Here is a 23,977-nt window from a genome sequence, read left to right on the forward strand (position 1 = left end):
GCTGACAACCCGGTTCTCGCTCAAGACGTCCCACCAAATTCGCCGTCGATCATTTTGAAGAGTTCGTCAGCCGTCGCCGACTCGAGTGCGTCGGTCTCGTCGTCACCCGTGGGTTCGCCGATCGCCACCGCCGTCACCGTCGCTGTCCCGCTCGCGGCAGCCCATTTCTCCGCCAGGGCCCGCAGGCGTCGCTGCACCGAGTCGTCCCCGGTCGCGGCGGCACCGGAGCCGGCCAGCCGGTCCAGGGTCTGTTCCAGCCGCTCGATCTCGTCCAGGGCCGTGGAACCGTCCGCGACCGGGCCCGGCGCACCGGCCGTGTCGTCGTCCGGGCCGCCGTCGGGGACGAGTTCGGCCAGCAGGTACTCCACGAGCGCGGCCGGTGTCGGGTAGTCGAAGACCAGCGTCGCGGGCAGCCGGGTGCCGGTCATGACGCCCATCCGGTTGCGCAGTTCGATGGCCGTCAGGGAGTCGAAGCCGAGGAAGGCCTCTTCCGGTTCGATGTCGTCGGCCGAGCCGTGGCCGAGGACCGCGGCCGCCTGTCCGCAGACCAGGTCGAGCAGATGGTCGGCGCGGTCGGCCGCGGGCAGGGCCCGCAGCCGGCCCGCGAGTGCGGCGCCCGGTTCGGGGGCGGCCGCGGCTGCGGCCTGGGTGCGCCGGGGTGCGGCGCTGCCCGCGAGGTGGCGCAGCATCGGCGGTACGGGCCCGGCGGTGAACGCCTGCGGTGAGGTGTCCAGCCGCATCGGAAGCAGGGCGGCCTCGTCGGCGGTCAGCGCGAAGTCGAGCAGGGCGAGCCCCGCCTGCGCGTCGAGCGGCCGGAGCCCGGCCTTCGCCATGCGGGCGATGTCGTTGTCCGTGAGGTGCCCGGTCATGCCCCGGTCGGCTATCCACGGCCCCCAGGCCAGCGCCACGGCGGGGACTCCGCGGTGGCGTGCCCAGCGGGCGAACTCGTCGAGGAAGGCGTTCGCGGCGGCGTAGTTGGCCTGGCCCGCACCGCCCAGGGTGCCGGCCGCGCCCGAGAAGAGGACGAAGGCGGCGAGGTCGCTGTCCTTCGTCAGCTCGTACAGGTTGAGCGCGGCGTCCGCCTTGGGGCGCAGGGTGGTGTCCAGCCGTTCGGGGGTGAGGAAGGGGATGACCCCGTCGTCCACCACTCCGGCGACGTGCACGACCGCGGTGAGCGGGTGCTCCTTCTCGACGGTGGCGAGGGTACGGGCCAGCGCGTCCCGGTCGGCGGCGTCGCACGCCTCGATCCTGACCCGGGCGCCGAGCTTCTCCAGCTCGGCGACAAGGCCCTCGGCGCCCTCGGCCCGCGCTCCCCTGCGGCTGGTGAGCAGCAGGTTGCGCACTCCGTACCGTTCGACCAGGTGGCGGGCCACATAGTGGCCGAGGCCCCCGGTGCCTCCGGTGACGAGCACGGTGCCGTCCGGGTCGGGGCGGCTGGGCAGGGTGAGGACCACCTTGCCGATGTGCCGGGCCTGGCTGACGTGCCGGTACGCCTCCGGCGCGCGGCGCACGTCCCAGGTGGCCAGGGGCAGCGGGCGCAGCGCGCCCTCCCCGATGAGCCGCAGCACCTCGACGAGCATCTCGCCGATGCGTTCGGGTCCGGCCTCGATGAGGTCGAAGGCCGCGTAGGCCACGCCCGGGTGCGCCTCGGTGAGGCTTTCGGGGGTGCGGACGTCGGTCTTGCCCATTTCGAGGAACCTGCCACCGCCGCCGAGCAGCCGCAGCGAGGCGTCCACGTATTCGCGGGCCAGCGAGTTCAGTACGACGTCGATGCCGTCCGTCCCCGCCGTCGTACGGAAGTGCTCCTCGAAGTCCAGGTCGCGGGAGGAGGCGAGGTGGGCGTCGTCGATGCCGAGGGAGCGCAGCGTGTCGTGCTTGGCCGGTCCCGCCGTGCCGAACACCTCGGCCCCGAGGTGCCGGGCGAGCTGTGCGGCGGCCATGCCGACACCGCCGGCGGCGGCGTGCACGAGGACCGACTCACCGGGCTTGAGCCCTGCCAGGTCGACCAGTGCGTAGTAGGCGGTCAGGAAGACCACCGGCACGGAGGCGGCCTGCTCGAAGGTCCAGTCCTCGGGCATCCGGGCGATCATGCGCCGGTCGGCGACCGAGACCGGCCCGAATGCCTTGCCGAACATGCCGAGTACGCGGTCTCCCGGGGCGAACCCGGTGATTCCCGGGCCCACTTCGGTGATCACGCCGGCGCCCTCGACGCCCATCGGCCCGGGTTCCCCGGGGTACATGTCGAGCGCGTTCAGTACGTCCCGGAAGTTGAGCCCGGCCGCGCGCACGGCCACCCGGACCTGGTCCGGGCCGAGCGGTTCCAGCAGCTCGGGGTCGGCGGCGAGGGTCAGGTTGCCCAGGCTGCCGCGTCCGGTGCTGTCGAGCCGCCAGGCCTCCGTGTCCGCCGGGGGCAGCAGGGTGTCGTCCGGGGCGGGGCGCACGAGCCGGGCGGCCCGTATCGCGCCGTCGCGGATCACGACCTGCGACTCGTCGGATTCGGCGAGCGCGGCGAACAGGCCGGCTGCCGTGCCGGCGGTCAGCGTGTCCCGGTCGAGGTCGGCGAGCACGAACCGGCCCGGCTCCTCCGACTGTGCCGAGCGGACCAGCCCCCACGCGGCGGCGGCCGCCGGATCGCCCGGCCCTTCGAGGTCGCCGGCGGCGATGGCGCCGCTGGTGACGAGGACGAGCCGTGCGGAGGCGAACCTGCTGTCCGCGAGCCAGCGCTGGAGCAGGTCCAGGACGCGGACGGTCAGGGCCCGGGTGTCGGCCGCCATCGTGCCGGCGGTGACCTCGCCCGTGGGGTGCGTGCCCGTGCACGGCACGAACAGCACCTCGGGGACCGGCCCTTCGGCGCCGAGCGCGTCCAGGTCGGGGACGAGTCGGGCGTCGAGCGCCTCCGCGAGCCCCAGGGCGTCGAGCCCCGTCGCCGCGTCGCCGAGCACCGCCCACGGCCGGCCCGCGACCGGGTCCGCGGCGGGCTCCGGCAGGGACACCGGAAGCCAGTCGAGCCGGAAGATGTCCTGCGGGGCCGTCGTGCGCGAGGAGCTGTGCAGCTGGGCCGCCGACACCTGGCGCATGGCCAGGGACTCGACGTGGGCGACCGGCTGTCCCGTACCGTCCGCGATGGCCAGGGCCAGCGCGTCGGGTCCGGCCTGCGCCAGCCGTACGCGCAGGCTCGACGCGCCGTACGCGTACAGGGAAACACCGGACCAGGAGAACGGCAGCCTGCTGCGGCCGCTCCCGTCGAGCGCGAGGAAGGTCAGCGCCTGGAGCGCCGCGTCGAGCAGCGGCGGGTGCAGCCCGTAGGCGGCGGCCTCCTCGGCGTGCGGCCCGTCGAGCGACACCTCGGCGAACACCTCGTCCCCGCTGCGCCAGGCCTGGCGCAGCCCCTGGAACGAGGGGCCGTAGGCGAATCCGCCCTGCCGGTACATCTCGTAGAAGTCGGACACGTCGATGGTCTCGGCGCCGGGCGGGGGCCAGGCGGTGAGGTCGAACGCCGCTTCGGGCCGGCCGCCGCCGAGGAGCCCCGTCGCATGCAGGGTCCACGGGTCGTCGGCCGGCGCGTCGTCGCGCCGCGCGTGCAGCTTCAGCGGACGCAGGCCGGTCGCGTCGGGCGCGCCGACCTGGAGCTGCAACCGCACCGTGCCGTCGGCGGGCAGCACCAGCGGGGCCGCCAGGGTCAGTTCCTCCACACGGTCGCAGCCGACCTCGTCGGCCGCCCGCATCGCCAGTTCCAGGAAGCCGGTGCCGGGGAAGAGGATGGTGCCCATCACCTCGTGGTCGGCGAGCCACGGCAGATCCCGTACGCCGATCCGTGCGGTGAACAGCCGCCCGTCGTCCCCGGCCAGTGTCACGGCGGCGCCGAGCAGCGGGTGCCCCGCGTCGTCGAGCCCGGCCGCGGACACGTCGCCCGGCCGGAATACCGGCGGCTGCGGCCAGTAGCGCTGGTGCTGGAAGGCGTACGTCGGCAGGTCGACGGTACGGGCCCCGGTCGGGGCGTAGAACGCCGCCCAGTCGACGTCGGCTCCGTCCGCCCAGAGCCGGGCGAGCGCCGTGACGGCGGTTTCGGGCTCGGACTGCTTACGGTTCAGCACCGCCACGGCCAGGGCGTCACCGTCGTACGTCTCATCGATGGCACCGGTCAGCGTGGCGTCGGGGCCCAGCTCCAGGAACCGGGTGACCCCGAGCGCCTTGAGCCGGGTGGTGGCGTCGGCGAAGCGGACCGTGCCTCGGACCTGGTCGGCCCAGTAGGCGGCGGTGAACTCGGCAACCGGCTCGGCGGTGAAGGTGGAGACGATCGGGATGCGCGGGCTGTCGTACGTCAACTCGCCCGCCGCGTTGGTGAATTCGGCCAGCATCGGGTCCATCAGGGACGAGTGGAAGGCGTGGCTGACCTCCAGCCAACGGCCCTGGCGGCCCTCGAAGGCCGAGGCCACCGCTTCGACGGCCTCCCGCGTACCGGACAGAACCACCTGACCGGGAGCGTTCACCGCCGCCACCGAGACACCGTCCACCAGCAGCGGGGTGACCTCGTCCGGCGTGGCCCGTACCGCCCACATCGCACCGCCGGCCGGCAGTGCCTGCATCAGACCCGCTCGGGCCGCGACCAACCGGCACGCGTCGGCCAGGGACAGCACCCCGGCGACATGCGCGGCGGCCATCTCGCCGACCGAGTGGCCGACGAGATAGTCCGGACGGACGCCCCACGACTCGACCAGCCGGAACAACGCCACCTCGACCGCGAACAGCGCGGGCTGCGCCCAGCCGGTGTTCTTCAGGGAATCCGCGTCCGTGAACATCACCTCACGGAGCGACCGGTCGAGCAGCCCGTCGAAGTGCGCGCACACCTCGTCCAGGGCGGTGGCGAACACCGGGAAGGTGTCCGCCAGCTCCCGGCCCATGCCGACCCGCTGACCGCCCTGACCGGAGAACACGAACCCGGTGGAGCTGGAGCGGGCGCGGCCGGTGACGGTGTGCGGTGCCGGTTCGCCGGCCGCCAGCGCCGACAGGGCCGTCCGCAGCTCGTCGGTGCCGGCGCCGAGCACGACGGCGCGCTGGTCCAGCGCGGCGCGGGTCGTCGCCAGGGACAGGCCGACGTCGGCCGCGTCCAGGCCGTCCACCCCGGCCGCAAGCCGTTCGGCCTGCGCGGTCAGCGCGTTGGCCGTCTTCATGGCCACCGGCCAGGGCACCACCGGCAGAACGACGTCCGGCGTCGCCACCGGAGCCGGGTCGTGGGCCGGTGCCTCCTCGATGATCACGTGCGCGTTGGTGCCGCTGATGCCGAACGACGACACACCCGCGCGGCGCGGGCGCTCGCCGCGCGGCCACGGACGGGACTCGGACAGCAGCTCCACGGCGCCGGACGCCCAGTCGACGTGCGACGACGGCTCGCTCACATGCAGCGTGCCGGGCAGTTCCTCGTGCCGCATCGCCAGCACCATCTTGATCAGGCCCGCGACCCCGGCCGCGGCCTGGGTGTGCCCGATGTTCGACTTGATCGAGCCCAGCCACAGCGGCCGGTCGGCGGGCCGGTCCTGCCCGTAGGTGGCGAGCAGCGCCTGCGCCTCGATCGGGTCACCGAGCGTCGTGCCCGTGCCGTGCGCCTCGACCGCGTCCACCTCGGCGGCCATCAGGCCGGCGGTGGCCAGGGCCTGCCGGATGACGCGCTGCTGGGACGGGCCGTTCGGGGCGGTCAGGCCGTTCGACGCGCCGTCCTGGTTGGTGGCGCTGCCGGTGACGAGGGCGAGCACCTGGTGGCCGTTGCGGCGGGCGTCCGAGAGCCGTTCGAGGACGAGGATTCCGACGCCTTCGGCCCAGCCGGTGCCGTCGGCGTCGTCGGAGAACGCCTTGCACCGGCCGTCGACGGCGAGCCCGTGCTGCCGGCTGAAGCTGACGAACGGGGTGGGCGTGGAGATGAGCGTGACACCGCCGGCCAGGGCGAGATCGCACTCGTCGCCGCGCAGGGCCTGCGCCGCCAGGTGCAGGGCGACGAGCGAGGAGGAGCAGGCCGTGTCGACGGTGACCGCCGGGCCCTCAAGGCCCAGCGCGTACGAGATCCGGCCGGACAGGACGCTGGAGGCGTTGCCCGTCATGAAGTAGCCGTCGGCGCCCTCCGGGGAGGCCATCAGCAGGCCGCCGTAGTCGGAGCCGTTGCCACCGGCGAACATGCCGGTCCGGCTGCCGGCCAGGGACAGGGGGTCGATGCCCGCCCGTTCCGCGGCCTCCCAGGCGGTCTCCAGGAGCAGCCGCTGCTGCGGGTCCATGGACAGCGCCTCGCGCGGGTTGATCCCGAAGAGTCCGGCGTCGAACTCGCCGACGCCCCGCACGAATCCGCCGTGCCGGGTGTAGGTCGTACCGGCGTTGTCCGGGTCGGGGTCGTACACCCCGTCGATGTCCCAGCCGCGGTCGTCCGGGAAGTCGGATATCGCGTCGATGCCCTCGGACACCAGCCGCCACAGCTCCTCCGGCGAGGAGACCCCGCCGGGGAGGCGGCAGCTCATGCCGACGATGGCGATCGGGTCGTCGTCCTGGCCGCCGGCGTCACCGGCCGGAACCGGGGTGGCGGGCGCCGGGTCGGCGAGACCGACGAGTTCCTGGCGCAGCAGGCGCGTGAGGGCGGTCGGGGTCGGGTGGTCGAAGATCAGCGTGGCGGGCAGGCGCAGCCCGGTGGCCGCGTTGAGCCGGTTGCGGAGTTCGATCGCCGTCAGCGAGTCGAAGCCGATGTCGGAGAACACGCGTGCGGGTTCCACGTCGGTGGGTGCGGCGAATCCGAGCACCGCGGCGACGTGGCCGCGCACCAGGTCGAGCAGTTCGCGTTCCCGTTCGGCCTCGGTGAGCCCGGCGAGCCGGGCGGCCGGCGAGTCGCCGCCCGCGGCGGTGTCGCCGCTCGCGGCCTCCAGGGCCTTGCGGGCCTCCGGAATGCCGTCGAGGAGCGTGCTGCGGCGGCTCGCGGTGAGGGCGGGCGCGTAGACGGCCCAGTCGATGGAGGCCACCGTGAGCGTGGCCTCTCCCCCGCCGACCGCCTGCCGCAGTACGGCGACCGCGGACTCGGGGGCCAGCGAGTGGACACCGCCCTTGCGCTGCCTGGCCTCGACGGCCGCGCTGTCCGCCATGCCCGCGTCGGACCAGGGGCCCCACGCGATCGATGTGGCGGCGAGGCCGTCGGCCCGGCGGCGTTCGGCCAGGGCGTCGAGGACCGCGTTGGCGGCCGCGTAGTTCGCCTGCCCGGGGCCGCCCCAGATTCCGGCGGTGGAGGCGAACAGGACGAACGCGTCGAGTTCCACGCCGAGTGCCCGGGTCGTCTCGTCCAGGAGCAGCGCGGCGTGTGCCTTGGGCGCCATGACCTGGGCGATGCGTTCGGCGCCGAGCGAGTCGAGGATGCCGTCGGCCAGGACACCGGCCGCGTGCACGACCGCCGTCAGCGGGGCCGTCTCGTCGGTGAGCCCGGAGAGCAGCGCGGTGACCTGCGCGCGGTCGGCCATGTCGCAGGCGGCGAGGGTGACCCTGGCGCCGGTTTCCTCCAGTTCCCGGGCGAGTTCCGGCGCGCCGGGCGCGTCCGCGCCGCGCCGGCTGGTCAGCACCAGGTGCGCGGCGCCGTTGCCGGCCGCCCAGCGGGCCATCCTGGCGCCCAGGGCGCCGGTGCCGCCGGTGATCAGGACCGTGCCCGACGGCGTCCACGCCGTGTCCGCGTCGCTCGTGTGCGGGGCGCGCACGAGGCGCCGGCCGAACAGGCCCGACGCGCGCAGGGCGACCTGGTCCTCGTCGCCCGCGGCGATGGCGTTGAGCAGCCGCCGCGCGGACCGCGCGTCGGCCTCTTCCGGTACGTCGACCAGTCCGCCCCAGCGGTCCGGGTGCTCCAGCGCTGCGACGCGCCCGAGCCCCCACACCGCCGCCTGGCCCGGCCGGGTCACCGTGTCCCAGCGGGCGGCCGAGACCGCTCCGGAGGTCAGCGACCAGAGCGGTGCGGCGATGCCCGCGTCCCCGAGCGCCTGGAGCAGTACGGCGGTCAGCGCCAGGCCCCGGGGCAGCCCGGGAAGCCCGTCGGTGTCCCGCTCGTCCCAGGCCAGCAGGGAGACGACCCCGGCGAACTCGGCGGGTCCGGCGGCCTCTTCGGCCCCCTTGTGTCCGGCGGCTTGCGCGGTTTCGGTGAGCAGGGCGGTGAGTGCCGTGCGGTCCTGGGCGGTCCCGTCCAGCCGCAGGGGCCGGACGGTCGCGCCCCGGGCGGTCAGCTCGTCGGCGATCGTGTCCGCCCAGTTCCGGGCGGCGTCGCCGTTGCCGTCCGTGCCGGCGGAGGTCACCACCAGCCAGTCGCCGGTGAGCGGCTCCCCGTCCGCCGGGGCGAGCGGGGTCCAGTTGATCCGGTAGCGCCAGGAGTCGGTGGTGTCCTGCTCGCGCTGCTTGCGCCGCCAGTCGGCGAGCGCGGGCAGCAGCGAATCGATGACCGATGCCTCGGCGTCCAGCGTGCCGGCCAGCGCGTCCGTGTCGGCCCGCTCGACGGCCGCCCAGAACTCCCGGTCCGCCGCCGTGCCCCCGTCGGCGGCCACAGCGGCCGGCTCGGTGTCGAACTCCGGCCAGTACGGGCGGCGTTGGAAGGCGTACGTGGGCAGGTCGACGAGAGCGGGACGGGCTTCGGGGAAGGCGGCCGTCCAGTCGACGTCCACACCGTTGACCCACAGCTCGGCGACTCCGGCCAGGAACCGGTCCAGGCCACCGTCGTCGCGTCGCAGCGAACCGGTGACCACGCTCTCGTCCGCGATCTCCTGAACGGCCGCGGACAGCACGGGGTGCGAGGAGACCTCCACGAACACGCCGTAGCCCTCGGCCGCCAGCTTCTCGATGGCCTCGGCGAAACGGACCTGGGAGCGAAGGTTCGTCACCCAGTAGTTCGCGTCCATCTCGGAGCCGTCGATGAACTCACCCGTCACCGTCGACAGCAACGCGGTCCTGCCGCCGCGCGGGGTGGTTCCCGCCAGGCTCGTGGTCAGCTCGTCGTGCAGTACGTCCATGGCCGGGGAGTGCGAGGCGTAGTCCACCGCGATCCGCCGCGCCCGGAATCCCAGCTCCACACACCGGGCAACCGCCTCCTCGACCGCGGCGACCTCACCCGAGATCACCACCTGCGAGGGGCCGTTGACGGCAGCGACCGACACCCGGCCGTCCCAGGCGGAGAGAATCTCCTCCACCTGAGCGGCTCCGGCACCGACCGACGCCATCGTCCCGTCCCCGCTGGCCAGCCCGGCAATGGCCCGGCTGCGCACGCAGACGATCCGCAGCGCGTCCTCCAGGGACAGCACGCCCGCCACGTAAGCGGCGGCGATCTCGCCCTGCGAGTGCCCCACCACAGCCGCCGGCACCACACCGAACGACCGCCACACCGCCGCCAGACCCACCATGACGACAAACGAGGCGGGCTGGACCACGTCGACCCGCTCAAGGGACTCCGCCCCGCGCAGCACCTCGGTGACCGACCAGTCCACGAGCCCCGCCATCGCGGTCTCGCACTCGGCGACCACGCCCGCGAACACCGGAGACTCCTCCAGCAACCGGGCACCCATCGACACCCACTGCGCCCCCTGACCAGGGAACACGAACACCGGCCGGCCCACCGGACCGGTCACCCCGGACACCACCGACGCCGACGGCTGATCCGCCGCCAGCGCGCCCAGCCCGGCCCCGTACGAACCCAGCACCACAGCCCGGTGCTCGAACCGCGCACGCGTCGTCGCCAGCGACCACCCCACCGACACCGGATCGGCGTAGGCCAAGGCGCCCAGCGCGCCTGCCTGGTCCCGGAGGGCATCGGCACTGCGCCCCGACAGAATCCACGGCACCACCGAGGGGGGCTCGGCCGCGATCCGCTGCTCGGCGGGCGCCGCCTCTTCGGGGGCCTCCTCCAGGATCACGTGCGCGTTCGTCCCGCTCATCCCGAACGCCGACACTCCCGCACGCCTCGGCTGCTCACCACGCGGCCAGTCCCGCGCCTCGGCCAGCAGTTCGACCGCGCCTTCTGTCCAGTCCACGCGTGACGACGGCGTGCCCAGGTGCAGCGACTTCGGCATCAGGCCGTGCCGTATCGCCTGGACCATCTTGATCACACCTGCCACACCGGCAGCCGCCTGCCCGTGGCCGATGTTCGACTTGATCGAGCCGAGCCACAGCGGGTCGTCCTCCGGCCGGTCCTGGCCGTAGGTCGCGAGTACGGCCTGCGCCTCGATCGGGTCACCGAGCGAGGTACCCGTGCCGTGCGCCTCCACGACGTCCACGTCCGCGCCCGTCAGGCCGGAGTTGGCCAGGGCCTGCCGGATGACGCGCTGCTGCGACGGGCCGTTCGGAGCCGTCAGACCGTTCGAGGCGCCGTCCTGGTTGACCGCCGTGCCGCGCACGACCGCCAGCACCTGGTGGCCGTTGCGCCGGGCGTCCGAAAGACGCTCCAGGAGCAGCATGCCCACGCCCTCGCCCCAGCTCGCCCCGTCCGCGGCCTCGGAGAACGGCTTGGAGCGGCCGTCGGTGGCGAGGGCGCGCTGACGGCTGAACTCGATCAGCGAGATCGGGGTGGACATGACCGTCACACCACCGGCCAGCGCCATCGTGCAGTCGCCCTCCCGCAGGGCCTGGCAGGCCGAGTGCAGCGCGACCAGGGAGGAGGAGCAGGCGGTGTCGATCGTGACGGCCGGGCCTTCGAGACCGAAGGAGTACGACACCCGGCCGGACAGGATGCTGGGCGAGTTGCCGGTGCCGAGGAAGCCCTCGGAGCTCTCCTTCGCCACGGCGAGCAGGCCGCCGTAGTCCTGGTAGGTCACCCCGGCGAAGACACCCGTGCTGCTGCCGCGCAGCGTGTGGACGTCGAAGCCGGCGTGTTCCATCGCCTCCCAGGACGTCTCCAGGAGCAGCCGCTGCTGCGGGTCCATGGAGAGGGCCTCGCGCGGGCTGATGCCGAAGAAGCCCGCGTCGAACCGGCTCGCGTCGTGCAGGAACCCGCCCTCGTGGACGTAGCAGGTGCCGGGGTTGTCCGGGTCCGGGTCGTACAGCGCTTCCAGGTCCCAGCCACGGTCGGTCGGGAAGCCGGAGATCGCGTCGGTGCCGTCGGCGACCAGTTGCCACAGGTCCTGGGCGGTCTGGATGCCGCCCGGGTAGCGGCAGCTCATGCCGATGATGGCGATCGGGTCGTCCCGGTCCGCGATCGCCCGGGTCCGGACCGCCGGCGCGGTGGCGGGCTCGTCGCCGCCGAGGAGTGCGTCGCGGAGGTGGTCGACCAGGGCGCGCGGTGTCGGGTAGTCGAAGACGAGCGTGGCGGGCAGCCGCAGGCCGGTCTCCTCTCCGATCGCCTCGCGCAGCTGCACGGCGGTGAGGGAGGTGAAGCCGAGTTCGCGGAACGGCAGTTCGGCGTTCATCGCCTGCGTGGGCGGCTGCTCCAGCACGATCGAGGCGCGGCGGCGCACGATCTCCAGCAGGGCGTCACGCTGTTCCTGCCGGGGCAGGGCGGCGAGACGGTCGCGCAGGGCCTGACCGCCGCCGGACACGGCCGCGGCGGCCTTGCGGCGTGCGGTGGGGCGGGGCGCCGGCGTCTTTGCCGCGGCCTCGGGGGCCTCGGCCGCCGGCTGCTCCTGGGCGGGGGCGGAGAACGGGGTGCCGTCGTACGGCCGCAGGGTCAGCGCGTCCGCCGTCAGCACGGGTTCGCCCGAGGTGTCCGCGACGGTGACGGTGTACGCGCCGTCCGCCGCGCCCGGCGTGATGGCGACGCGCAGCAGGGACGCGCCGCTCGCGTGCAGGGTGACTCCGCTCCAGACGAAGGGGAGCCGGGCCGCTCCGGCGGCGCTCTCGTCGTACGAGAGTGCCTGGAGTGCGGCGTCGAGTACGGCGGGGTGGAGGCCGAACCGGTCGGCCTCGCCCCGGAATTCGTCGCCGAGCACGACCTCGGCGAACAGTTCCCCGTCGCGCCGCCAGACCGCGGTCAGGCCCTGGTAGATCGCCCCGTAGCCGAAGCCGTTCTCGGCGCGGGCCGGGTAGTGGCCGTCGATGTCGACCGTGGTGGCCCCGGCGGGCGGCCAGGCGGTGAGCCCGGTGTGCTGCCGTCCGGGCGCGGTGCCGAGGACGCCGCTCGCGTGGCGGATCCACGGCTGTCCGGCGGTGCGGGAGCTGATCCGGAAGGAACGGCTGCCGGCCGCGTCGGCGGTGTCGACCACGACCTGCACCTGGACCGACTGCCGTTCCGGCAGGACCAGCGGCGCTTCGAGGACGAGTTCGTCGATCCGGTCGCAGGCCAGGTGGTCGCCGGCCCGGACCGCGAGTTCCACGTAGCCGGTGCCGGGGAAGACCGCGTCCCCCGCGACCTGGTGCTCGGCGATCCACGGGTGAGTGCGGGCGGATATCCGGCCGGTGAACACGTGCCCGTCACCGTCGGAGAGCTCCACCGCCGCGCTCAGCAGCGGGTGCTTGAGCGGCTCGGCCCCCAGCGCGCCGGCATCCGTGGCGCCGGCTCCCCCCTCCAGCCAGTAGCGCTGGTGCTGGAAGGCGTACGTGGGCAGGTCGACGGTGCGGGCCCCGGTCGGGGCGTAGAACGCCGCCCAGTCGACGTCGGCTCCGTCCGCCCAGAGCCGGGCGAGCGCGGTGACGGCGGTGGCCGGTTCGGACTGCTTACGGTTCAGCGCCGCGACGGCGAGGGCGTCACCGTCGTACGTCTCATCGATGGCACCGGTCAGGGTGGCGTCCGGGCCCAGCTCCAGGAACCGGGTGACGCCGAGCGCCTTGAGCCGGGTGACCGCGTCGGCGAAGCGGACCGTGCCTCGGACCTGGTCGGCCCAGTAGGCGGCGGTGAACTCGGCGACCGGCTCGGCGGTGAGGGTGGAGACGATCGGGATGCGCGGGATGTCGTACGTCAACTCGCCCGCCGCGTTGGTGAATTCGGCCAGCATCGGGTCCATCAGGGACGAGTGGAAGGCGTGGCTGACCTCCAGCCAACGGCCCTGGCGGCCCTCGAAGGCCGGGGCCACCGCTTCGACGGCCTCCCGCGTACCGGACAGAACCACCTGACCGGGAGCGTTCACCGCCGCCACCGAGACACCCTCCACCAGCAGCGGGGCGACCTCGTCCAGCGTGGCCCGTACCGCCCACATCGCGCCGCCGGCCGGCAGCGCCTGCATCAGCCCGGCGCGCGCGGCCACCAGCCGGCATGCGTCCGCCAGGGAGAAGACCCCGGCGACGTGCGCGGCGGCCAGCTCACCCACCGAGTGACCGACGAGGTAGTCCGGGCGGACCCCCCACGACTCGACCAGCCGGAACAACGCCACCTCGACCGCGAACAGCGCGGGCTGCGCCCAACCGGTGTTCTTCAGGGAATCCGCGTCGGTGAACATCACCTCACGCAACCCGTCGAAGTGCTCACACACCTCGTCCAGGACCGTGGCGAACACCGGGAAGGAAGCCGCCAGTTCCCGGCCCATCCCGACCCGCTGACCACCCTGGCCCGAGAACACGAACCCGGTCAGACCCTCGCGGGAGATGCCCGACACCTTGCCGGGCGTCGGCTCACCGGCCGCCAGCGCCTCCAGTCGCGTGCGCAGTTCGCCGGCGTCGCCGCCGAGGACGACCGCCCGGTGCTCCAGGGGCGAGCGGGTGGTGAGGAGGGACAGACCGACGTCGGTCACGTCCTGATCCGTCACCGCTTCGGCCAGCCGGCCGGCCTGTGCGGCCAGGCCCTCCGCCGAGCGTGCCGATACGGCCCACGGCACCACCGGCAGGGCGGTGCCCGCGGCCGTCACGGGCGCCGGCTCCTGCTCGGGGGCCTCTTCCACGATCACATGGGCGTTGGTGCCGCTGACTCCGAACGCCGACACACCCGCGCGGCGCGGGCGTTCGCCGCGCGGCCACTGCCGGGCCTCCGCCAGCAGCTCCACCGCGCCTTCCGTCCAGTCCACGTGCGAGGACGGTGTCTGCGCGTGGAGCGTCCTGGGCAGCTCGGCGTGGTGCAGAGCGAGGACCATCTTCATGATGCCCGCGACACCCGCCGCCGCCTGGGTGTGCCCGATGTTGGACTTGATCGAGCCGAGCCACAGCGGCTGACCGGCCGGCCGGTCCTGCCCGTACGTGGCGAGGAGTGCCTGCGCCTCGATCGGGTCACCGAGTGAAGTGCCGGTGCCGTGCGCCTCCACGGCGTCCACGTCCGCGCCCGTCAGGCCGGAGTTGGCCAGGGCCTGCCGGATGACGCGCTGCTGCGACGGCCCGTTCGGGGCCGTCAGACCGTTCGAGGCACCGTCCTGGTTGACCGCCGTGCCGCGCACGACGGCCAGCACCTGGTGGCCGTTGCGCCGGGCGTCCGAAAGACGCTCCACCAGGAGCAGGCCGACCCCCTCGGACCAGCCGGTGCCGTCGGCGTCGTCGGAGAACGCCTTGCAGCGGCCGTCGGTGGCCAGTCCGCCCTGGTGGGCGAAGTCGATGAACGCGTCGGGGCCCGCGATGACCGTGGCACCGCCCGCGAGAGCGAGTGAGCACTCCCCGGAACGGAGCGCCTGCACGGCGAGGTGCAGGGCGACGAGCGAGGAGGAGCAGGCCGTGTCGACGGTGACGGCCGGGCCTTCGAGGCCCAGCGCGTACGAGATCCGGCCGGACAGGACACTGCCCGAGTTGCCGGTGATCAGGTGGCCGCCGACCCCGTCGGGCACGTCGTTCACCTGGCTGAGGTAGCCGGAGCTGCCGGCTCCGACGAAGACGCCGACCTTGTCGCCCTTCAGGGACAGCGGGGCGATGCCCGCGCGTTCCAGGGACTCCCAGGCGACTTCGAGGAGCAGCCGCTGCTGCGGGTCCATAGCCAGGGCCTCGCGCGGCGAGATACCGAAGAAGGCGGCGTCGAAGTCGGCGGCACCGGGGAGGAAGCCGCCTTCCCGCGTGAAGGCGGAACCGGCGGCGTCGAGGGCCTCCAGGTCCCAGCCCCGGTCGGTGGGGAACGGGGTGATGGCGTCGGCCGCCCCGGAGACCAGCTGCCACAGGCTCTGCGGGTCCGTGGCGCCGCCGGGGAAGCGGCAGCCCATCGAGACGATCGCGACCGGCTCGTCCAGGGCCGCGTGGGCGGCCTCGACCTGCTCGGGCCGCTGCTCGGTACCGAGCAGCCGGTCGACCAGGAAGTCGGCGAGCACCGCCGACGTGGGGTGGTCGAAGACCAGCGTGGCGGACAGCGAAAGGCCGGTCGCCACGCGCAGCCGGTCACGGAACTCGACCGCGGTGAGCGAATCGAACCCGAGCTCGCGGAAGGCGTGCTCCGGTGCGATGGCCGAGGCGCTCGCGTGGCCGAGGACCACCGCGGCCTCGTCTCGCACGAGGGCGAGCACGTGGCGGTGCCGCTCCCGGCCGTCGAGGTCGCGCAGCTGCTCGCGGAGTCGGGCGGAGGTGTCGTTCCCGTCGGCGGCGGCACCGTCGCTCCGGTCGTGGCCGGTGGCGGGCGCCGTGTCGAACGCGGCGAACAGCGCGCTCGGCCGGCGCAGGGTGAACGTCGGCAGGAAGCGTTCCCAGTCGACGTCCACGACCGACACGCAGGGCTCGCCCGCGGACAGCGCCGACTCCAGCGCGGCCATCGCGTCGTCCGGTGACAGGGCGGGCAGTCCCCGCCTGCGCAGATCGTCCTGGGCGCCCTCGGCGGCGGCCATGCCGCCGCCGTCCCACGGGCCCCAGGCGACAGCGGTGGCAGCCCTGCCCTGGCCACGGCGCCGGGTCGCGAGGGCGTCGAGGTAGGCGTTGGCGGCCGCGTATCCGCTCTGTCCGCCGCTGCCCCAGGTGGCGGCGATCGAGGAGTAGAGCACGAACGCGTCGAGGTCCCGGTCACCGAGCAGTGCGTCGAGGTTCGCCGCCCCGGCCGCCTTGGCGCCCAGCATCACGGCGAGCGAGTCGGTGTCGGCGTCGCCGAGAGCCACGCCCTCGGTGAGGCCCGCCGCGTGGAAGACGGACCGGATCGCGGGCCCTGCGGCCTCGATCCGGTCGAGGGCCGACGCGAGGGACGTACGGTCGGCGAGGTCGCAGCCGGCGAACGTGACGGTCACGCCACGCGCTTCCAGCTCCGTACGGAGTTCGAGGGCGCCCGGGGCTTCCTCGCCCCGGCGGCTGACGAGGCCGAGGTGCTGCGCGCCCCGGTCGACCGCCCAGCGCGCCAGCCTGCCCCCCAGCGCCCCGGTGCCACCAGTGATCAGGACCGTGCCCGAGGGCGTCCACCCGGCGTCCGCGCTCCGCGGCGCCAGGGACAGCGACGCGGGAACAAGCCGCCGTCCGAGCAGGGCCCCGCCGCGCACGGCCAACTGGTCCTCGCCATCGGCGCCACCGGCCAGTGCCTCCACCAGCCGGGCGACAGCGCCACCGGCCGGCCGCTCCGGCACATCGACCAGACCGCCCCAGCGCTCCGGCTCCTCCAGCGCGACGACCCGGCCCAGGCCCCAGACGGCGGCCCGTGCCGGATGCGCGAGTTCATCGCCCGCGCCCGCGGACACGGCGCCCGAGGTCACGGACCACACCCTGACCTCCGCCCCGGCATCGGCCAGGGCCTGCATCAGCGTGGTCGTGGCCGTCAGACCGTACGTGAGACCGGGACGCCCCGCGTGCTCCCGCTCGTCCTGGCCGAGGAACGACACCAAGTGCGTCGTACGGCCGGAGGACTCGACGGACTCCGCGAGACGCCCGGCCAGCGCGGCACGGTCCAGATCCCCGGCGTCCAGCCGCAGCCGGGTGACCCGGGCACCGCGCGCCGCCAGCTCCTCGGCGACGGCATCCGCCCAGAGGCCGTCTGCGTCCGCCGGTTCCGGCTCCACGAGCAGCCAGTTCCCGGACACCTCCGTGCTGTTGGCCGGGCCGGTGGGCGTCCAGTCGATCCGGTAACCGAGCCGGTCGACGGCGGCGCCCTCGCTCCGGCGGCGCTGCCACGCGCTCAGGGCTTCCAGGACACGGCCGGGGTCGGCATCGGGTGCGAGCCCGAGCGACTGCGTGAACGCGTCCGGGTCGCCACCCTCGACGATCTCCCAGAACGCGGCGTCCGCGCTGCCTCCGGCGACGGGTTCGCCCGCCCGGAGCTGCGGCCTCGGCCAGTAGCGCTCCCGCTGGAAGGCGTACGTGGGCAGGTCGACGGTGCGGGCGCCGGTCGGGGCGTAGAACGCCGCCCAGTCGACATCCGCCCCGTCCGCCCAGAGCCGGGCGAGCGCGGTGACGGCGGTGGCCGGTTCGGGCTGCTTACGATTCAGCGCCGCCACGGCGAACGCGTCCTCGTTGCTCTCACCGATCGCACCCACAAGGCTCGCGTCGGGGCCCAGCTCCAGGAACCGGGCGACGCCGAGCGCCTTGAGCCGGGTGACCGCGTCGGCGAAGCGGACCGTGCCTCGGACCTGGTCGGCCCAGTAGGCGGCGGTGAACTCGGCGACCGGCTCGGCGGTGAGGGTGGAGACGATCGGGATGCGCGGGATGTCGTACGTCAACTCGCCCGCCGCGTTGGTGAATTCGGCGAGCATCGGGTCCATCAGGGACGAGTGGAAGGCGTGGCTGACCTCCAGCCAACGGCCCTGGCGGTCGGTGAGCTGGGCAGCCACCGCTTCGACGGCCTCGCGCGTGCCGGAGACGACGACCTGGCCGGGGGCGTTCACCGCCGCCACCGAGGCACCCTCCACCAGCAGCGGGGTGACCTCGTCCAGCGTGGCCCGTACCGCCCACATCGCGCCACCCGCCGGCAGCGCCTGCATCAGACCCGCTCGGGCCGCGACCAGCCGGCACGCGTCGGCCAGGGACAGCACCCCGGCGACATGCGCGGCGGCCAGTTCGCCAACGGAGTGGCCGACGAGGTAGTCCGGGCGGACACCCCACGACTCGACCAGCCGGAACAACGCCACCTCAACCGCGAACAGCGCGGGCTGCGCCCAACCGGTGTTCTTCAGGGAATCCGCATCAGCGAACATCACCTCACGCAGGCCCTCGAAGTGCTCACACACCTCGTCCAGGACCGTGGCGAACACCGGGAAGACCTCCGCCAGCTCCCGGCCCATCCCGACCCGCTGACCACCCTGGCCCGAGAAGACAAACCCCGTCAGACCGTCCCGGGCCACGACCGGCGCCAACTGCTCGCCCAGCCGCGTACGCAGCTCGTCCGTGTCTGCGCCAAGGACGACAGTCCGGTGCTCCAGCCCGGCACGGGTCGTCGCCAGCGACAGGCCGACGTCCACCACGCCCAGGCCCTGTGTCCCGGCCGCCAGCCGCCGCGCCTGCTCCGCGACACCGGCCGCCGTCTTGGACGACACCAGCCACGGCACCACGGGCAGCGCGAAGTCCGGGGCCACCGGCTCCCGCGTAAGCTCCGGCGCCTCCTCGATGATCACGTGCGCGTTCGTCCCACTCACGCCGAACGCGGACACACCCGCCCGCCTCGGCCGGTCACCCGGCGACCACTCCCGCGCCCGGTCCAGCAGCTCAACCGCACCCTCCGACCAGTCCACGTGGGACGACGGAGCCCCCACGTGCAAGGACTGCGGCAGAGTCCCGTTCCGCATCGCCAGAATCATCTTCATGACACCCGCGACACCGGCAGCGGCCTGCGTGTGACCGATGTTGGACTTGATCGAACCGAGCCAGAGCGGCTGACCGGCCGGCCGGTCCTGGCCGTACGTGGCCAACAGCGCCTGCGCCTCGATCGGGTCACCCAGCTTCGTACCCGTACCGTGCGCCTCCACCGCATCCACCTCAGCGGCCGACAGACCAGCCGTAGCCAACGCCTGCCGAATCACCCGCTGCTGCGACGGACCATTCGGCGCCGTCAGACCATTCGACGCACCATCCTGATTCACCGCACTGCCCCGCACCACCGCCAGCACCTGGTGGCCCTTGCTGCGGGCATCCGACAGGCGCTCCAGGACCAGAACGCCTACGCCCTCGCCCCAGCCCGTACCGTCCGCATCCTCCGAGAACGCCTTGCACCGACCGTCCCCGGCCAAGCCCCCCTGCTTCTCGAACTCGATGAAGGCCGCAGGCGTGGACATGATCGTCACACCGCCGGCCAGGGCGAGATCGCACTCACCCGACCGCAACGCCTGCGCGGCAAGGTGCATGGCCACCAGCGACGACGAGCACGCCGTATCGATCGTCACCGCCGGACCTTCGAGCCCCAGCGCGTAGGAGACCCGCCCCGACAGCACACTGCCCGAGCTGCCCGTACCGCCGTAACCGTCACCCGACTCACCGGTCAGGCCGAGCAGCGCCGGGTAGTCCTGGCCGTTCGTCCCCGCGAAGACGCCCACCGGGAGTCCGCGCAACGACGAGGGCGCCAGACCGGACTGTTCCAGCGACTCCCACACGACCTCCAGCAGCAACCGCTGCTGCGGGTCCATGGCAAGCGCCTCACGCGGCGAGATTCCGAACAGGCCGGCATCGAAATCCGCCACGCCTTCGACGAACCCGCCGACCCGGGCGTATTCGCCGCCGGCGAGGCCGATCTGTTCCCAGCCACGGTCGGCGGGGAAGCCGCCCAGCGCGTCGGTGCCCTCCGCGAGCAGCCGCCACAGCTCCTCCGGGGAGTTCGCACCACCGGGGAAGCGGCAGCCCATACCCACCACGACCACCGGGTCATCGCCCACGGCCTGGCGCACCGGCACCACACCCGGTGCCGCCGGCTCCTCGTCCGATCCGAAGAGCCGGGACAGCAGTTCGTCGGTCAGTGCCTCGACGGACGGGAAGTCGAAGACCAGCGTCGAGGGCAGCTTCAGCCCCGAGGCCGTGGTCAGAGCGTTGCGGAGTTCCACCGCCATCAGCGAATCGAGGCCCAGGTCGCGGAAGGCCGTGGACACTCCGACGGCCGTCGAGTCCTCGAATCCCAGCACCGTCGAGGCCAGGCCCCGTACGGTCTCCATGAACTTCGCCCGGCGGGCGGCGGGTGCAAGACCGGCGAACCGCTCCTTCAGCTCCCCGGCGGCCGTACGCGGTTCGGTCGTGGTGGTGGTGCTGCGCGGTGCGACCTCGTCCCACAGACGGTTCGCACGCAGCGCGGTCATCCCGGGAACGAAGCGCTCCCAGTCCACATCCGCGACCGTCACACAACCCGACGCCGAACCAAGGACGTTGAGCGCGGTGTCGGGGTCGAGCGGTCGTACGCCGCCACGGTCCATCCGGGCCAGGACGGTGGCGTCGTCCGCCATCCCGCCTTCCGCCCACGGCCCCCACCCGATCGAGGAACCGGCAAGACCCTGCGCACGCCGGTACTCCACCAGCCCGTCCAGCGCCGCATTCGCCGCCGCGTACGCACCCTGCCCCGCACCACCCCACACACCAGCAGCCGACGAGAACAACACGAACGCGTCCAGCTCACGACCCAACGACGCGTGATGGAGGTTCCAGGCTCCTGCTGCCTTGGCGTCCCAGACCCCGGCCACCCGCTCCGGAGTCAGACCGTCAACGACACCGTCGTCCAGGACCGCAGCCGTGTGTACGACCGCCGAGATGTCGAACCGCTCGAAGAGCGCCTCCACCTCCGCCCGCACGGCGACATCACAGGCCACCACGTCGACCTCGGCACCCAGCTCGCGAAGGCCGGCGCACAGCTCTTGCGCGCCTTCGGCTTCCGGGCCGCGCCGGCTGATCAGGACGACATGCTCAGCGCCCCGCTCCGCCGCCCAACGCGCCACCCGGGCACCCAACGCACCCGTACCACCCGTGACCAGCACCGTTCCGGCGGGCGACCAGACCGCATCCCCGGACCGCGCGGGCGCCAGACGACGACCGAGCACCGCCCCGGCCCGCACCGCAACCTCGTCCTCATCCCCGCAACCACCGGCCAGCACCTCAACCAGCCGGCCAACAGCGCCCTGCGCCACCTGATCCGGAACGTCAACGAGACCGCCCCAACGCCCCGGCTCCTCCAGAGCGACAACCCGGCCCAGACCCCACACACCAGCCCGCACCGGACGCGTAACCACATCACCAGGACCCGCCGACACCGCACCCGACGTCACCCACCACACCGGGCAAGCAACCCCCGCGTCGCCCAACGCCTGCACGAGGACAGCCGACGCGGCAACGCCACCCGACCCCGACTCCTCCTGACCCAGGAACGACACCACACGCGCGTAATCCGCGAACTCCCCGAGCCGAGCCGCCAGCGCCGAACGATCCAGATCGCCGGACTCCAGCCGCAACCGAGTGACCTGCCCACCCCGCCCCGTCAGCTCCTCAGCAAGCGCATCCGCCCACGACGCATCCTCAGCACCGGCCGGCTCAACAATCAGCCAGCCACCACCCGACACATCAACAACCGCAGACCGCAACGGAGCCCAGGACACCTCGTAACGCAGCCGGTCACTCGCCTCACGCTCCCGACGAACCCTCGGCCAGAAACGCTGGTGCTGGAAGGCGTACGTCGGCAGGTCAACGGCCTCGGCCCCGGTGGGCGCGAAGAACGCCGCCCAGTCCACAGAGCCGCCCTCCGCCCAGAACCGGGTCAGCGCGGTCACCGCCGTAGGTCCTTCGGGCTTGTCCCTGCGCAGCAGCGAAACGGCGAACACCGCGTCGTCGCTCGCCTCGCCCACGGCCCCGACCAGGGAGGCATCCGGCCCCAGCTCGACCAGACGCGTGACGCCCAGCGCCTTCAGCCGGGTGATGGCGTCGGCGAAACGGACCGTGCCCCGGACCTGGTCCACCCAGTACGCCGCGCTGAACTCCTCGGTCAACTCACCCGTCAACGTCGACACGATCGGGATGTCCGGGGTGCCGTACGTCAACTCACTGGCAACAGAGCCGAATTCGGCCAGCATCGGGTCCATCAGGTGCGAGTGGAACGCGTGGCTGACGTCCAGCCAACGCCCCTGTCGGTCGCCGAGCTGGGCGGCCACCGCTTCGACGGCCTCGCGGGTGCCGGAGACGACAACCTGGCCGGGGGCGTTCACCGCTGCTATCGAGGCACCGTCGGTCAGTAGCGGGGTGACCTCGTCGGGGGTGGCCCGTACCGCCCACATCGCACCGCCGGCCGGCAGCGCCTGCATCAGACCCGCTCGGGCCGCGACCAGCCGGCACGCGTCGGCCAGGGGCAGGACCCCGGCGACGTGCGCGGCGGCCAGCTCACCCACCGAGTGGCCGACCAGGTAGTCCGGCCGCACCCCCCACGACTCCACCAGCCGGAACAACGCCACCTCGACCGCGAACAACGCCGGCTGCGCCCAACCCGTGTTCTTCAACGCCTCCGCGTCACCGAACATCACCTCACGCAGGCCATCGAAATGCCCACACACCTCATCCAGCGCCGCCGCGAACACCGGGAACGCCTCCGCCAGCTCCCGGCCCATCCCGACCCGCTGACCGCCCTGACCCGAGAACACGAACCCGGTCAGACCGCCACGGGCCGCCACGGGTGCGAGCTGCTCGCCCAGTCGTGCGCGCAGTTCCTCCGTGTCCGCGCCAAGGACGACGGCTCGGTGCTCCAGGGCGGCCCGGGTCGTCGCCAGCGACAGGCCGACATCGGCCGCGTCCAGACCCTCCACCCCGGCCGTCAGCCGGCGCACCTGCTCCGCGACACCGGCCGCCGTCTTGGACGACACCAGCCACGGCACCACGGGCAGCGCGAAGTCCGGGGCCACCGGCTCCGGCGCGTCGTCCGGTGCCTCCTCGGCGGCCGGCGGCTCCTCGATGATCACGTGGGCGTTCGTCCCGCTCACGCCGAACGCGGACACACCCGCCCGCCTCGGCCGGTCACCGGGCGCCCAGTCCCGCGCCCGGTCCAGCAGCTCGACCGCGCCCTCCGACCAGTCCACGTGGGACGACGGCGTCTGCGCGTACAGGGTCTTCGGCAGCGTCTCGTTCCGCATCGCGAGGACCATCTTCATGACACCCGCGACACCGGCAGCGGCCTGCGTGTGCCCGATGTTCGACTTCACCGAACCCAGCCACAACGGCTGGTCCACAGGCCGGTCCTGGCCGTACGTGGCGAGGAGCGCCTGCGCCTCGATCGGGTCGCCCAGCTTCGTGCCCGTGCCGTGCGCCTCCACCGCGTCGACATCGGCCGACGACAGGCGGGCGTTCGCGAGGGCCGCCCGGATGACGCGCTGCTGGGAGGGGCCGTTCGGGGCGGTGAGGCCGTTGGACGCGCCGTCCTGGTTCACCGCGCTGCCGCGTACCACCGCCAGGATCCGGTGGCCGTTGCGCTGGGCGTCGGACAGGCGCTCCAGGACCAGGACGCCCACGCCCTCGCCCCAGCCCGTACCGTCCGCGTCGTCCGAGAACGCCTTGCACCGGCCGTCCCCGGCCAGGCCCCCCTGCCGCTCGAACTCCACGAACGCGCCGGGTGTCGACATGATCGCGGCGCCGCCGGTCAGGGCGAGTTCGCACTCGCCCGCGCGAAGGGACTGCGCTGCCAGGTGGAGTGCGACCAGCGAGGAGGAGCAGGCCGTGTCCACGGTCACCGCCGGGCCTTCGAGGCCCAGGGCGTACGAGATGCGGCCGGACAGGACGCTGCCGGCGCTGCCGGTCATGATGTAGCCGTCGACGCCCTCGTCGGCGCCGAGCAGGATGTCGTAGCGGGACGGGGAGCCGCCCATGAAGACGCCGACCTTCTCGCCCTTCGTGGACATCGGCGCTATGCCCGCACGCTCCAGCGACTCCCACACGACCTCAAGGAGCAGCCGCTGCTGCGGGTCCATGGCAAGGGCCTCACGCGGCGAGATCCCGAACAGGGGGGCGTCGAAGTCGCCCACGCCCTCCAGGAATCCGCCCTGCGTCTCGGGGCCGACCCCGGGCAGGGTCAGGTCCCAGCCGCGGTCGCGTGGCACGGGGGACATGGCGTCCACCCCGTCCGCGACGAGCTGCCACAGGTCTTCGGACGAGCGGACCCCGCCCGGGAACCGGCAGTTCATCGCGATGATCGCGATAGGTTCCCGGGCCGCGTCCTCCACTTCACGGAGCCGCTTGCGGGTCTCGTGAAGGTCGGCCGTCGTCCACTTGAGATAGTCGCGAAGCTTGTCCTCGTTCACCGTACGGACCGTCTCCT

1 protein-coding gene is annotated in these 23,977 nt (G+C 73.4%); it reads right to left on the reverse strand.

The genetic code is table 11. The annotated features are described in order from the left end of the window. Window positions 1-20 precede the first annotated feature (20 nt). A complete protein-coding gene (locus P8A18_RS33665) occupies window positions 21-23,960 on the reverse strand; it encodes a type I polyketide synthase (protein ID WP_306061535.1) in 23,940 nt (7,979 codons plus the stop codon). Between the last annotated feature and the right edge of the window lie 17 nt (window positions 23,961-23,977).

It is taken from the genome of Streptomyces sp. Mut1, assembly GCF_030719295.1.
GTDB lineage: Bacteria > Actinomycetota > Actinomycetes > Streptomycetales > Streptomycetaceae > Streptomyces > Streptomyces castrisilvae.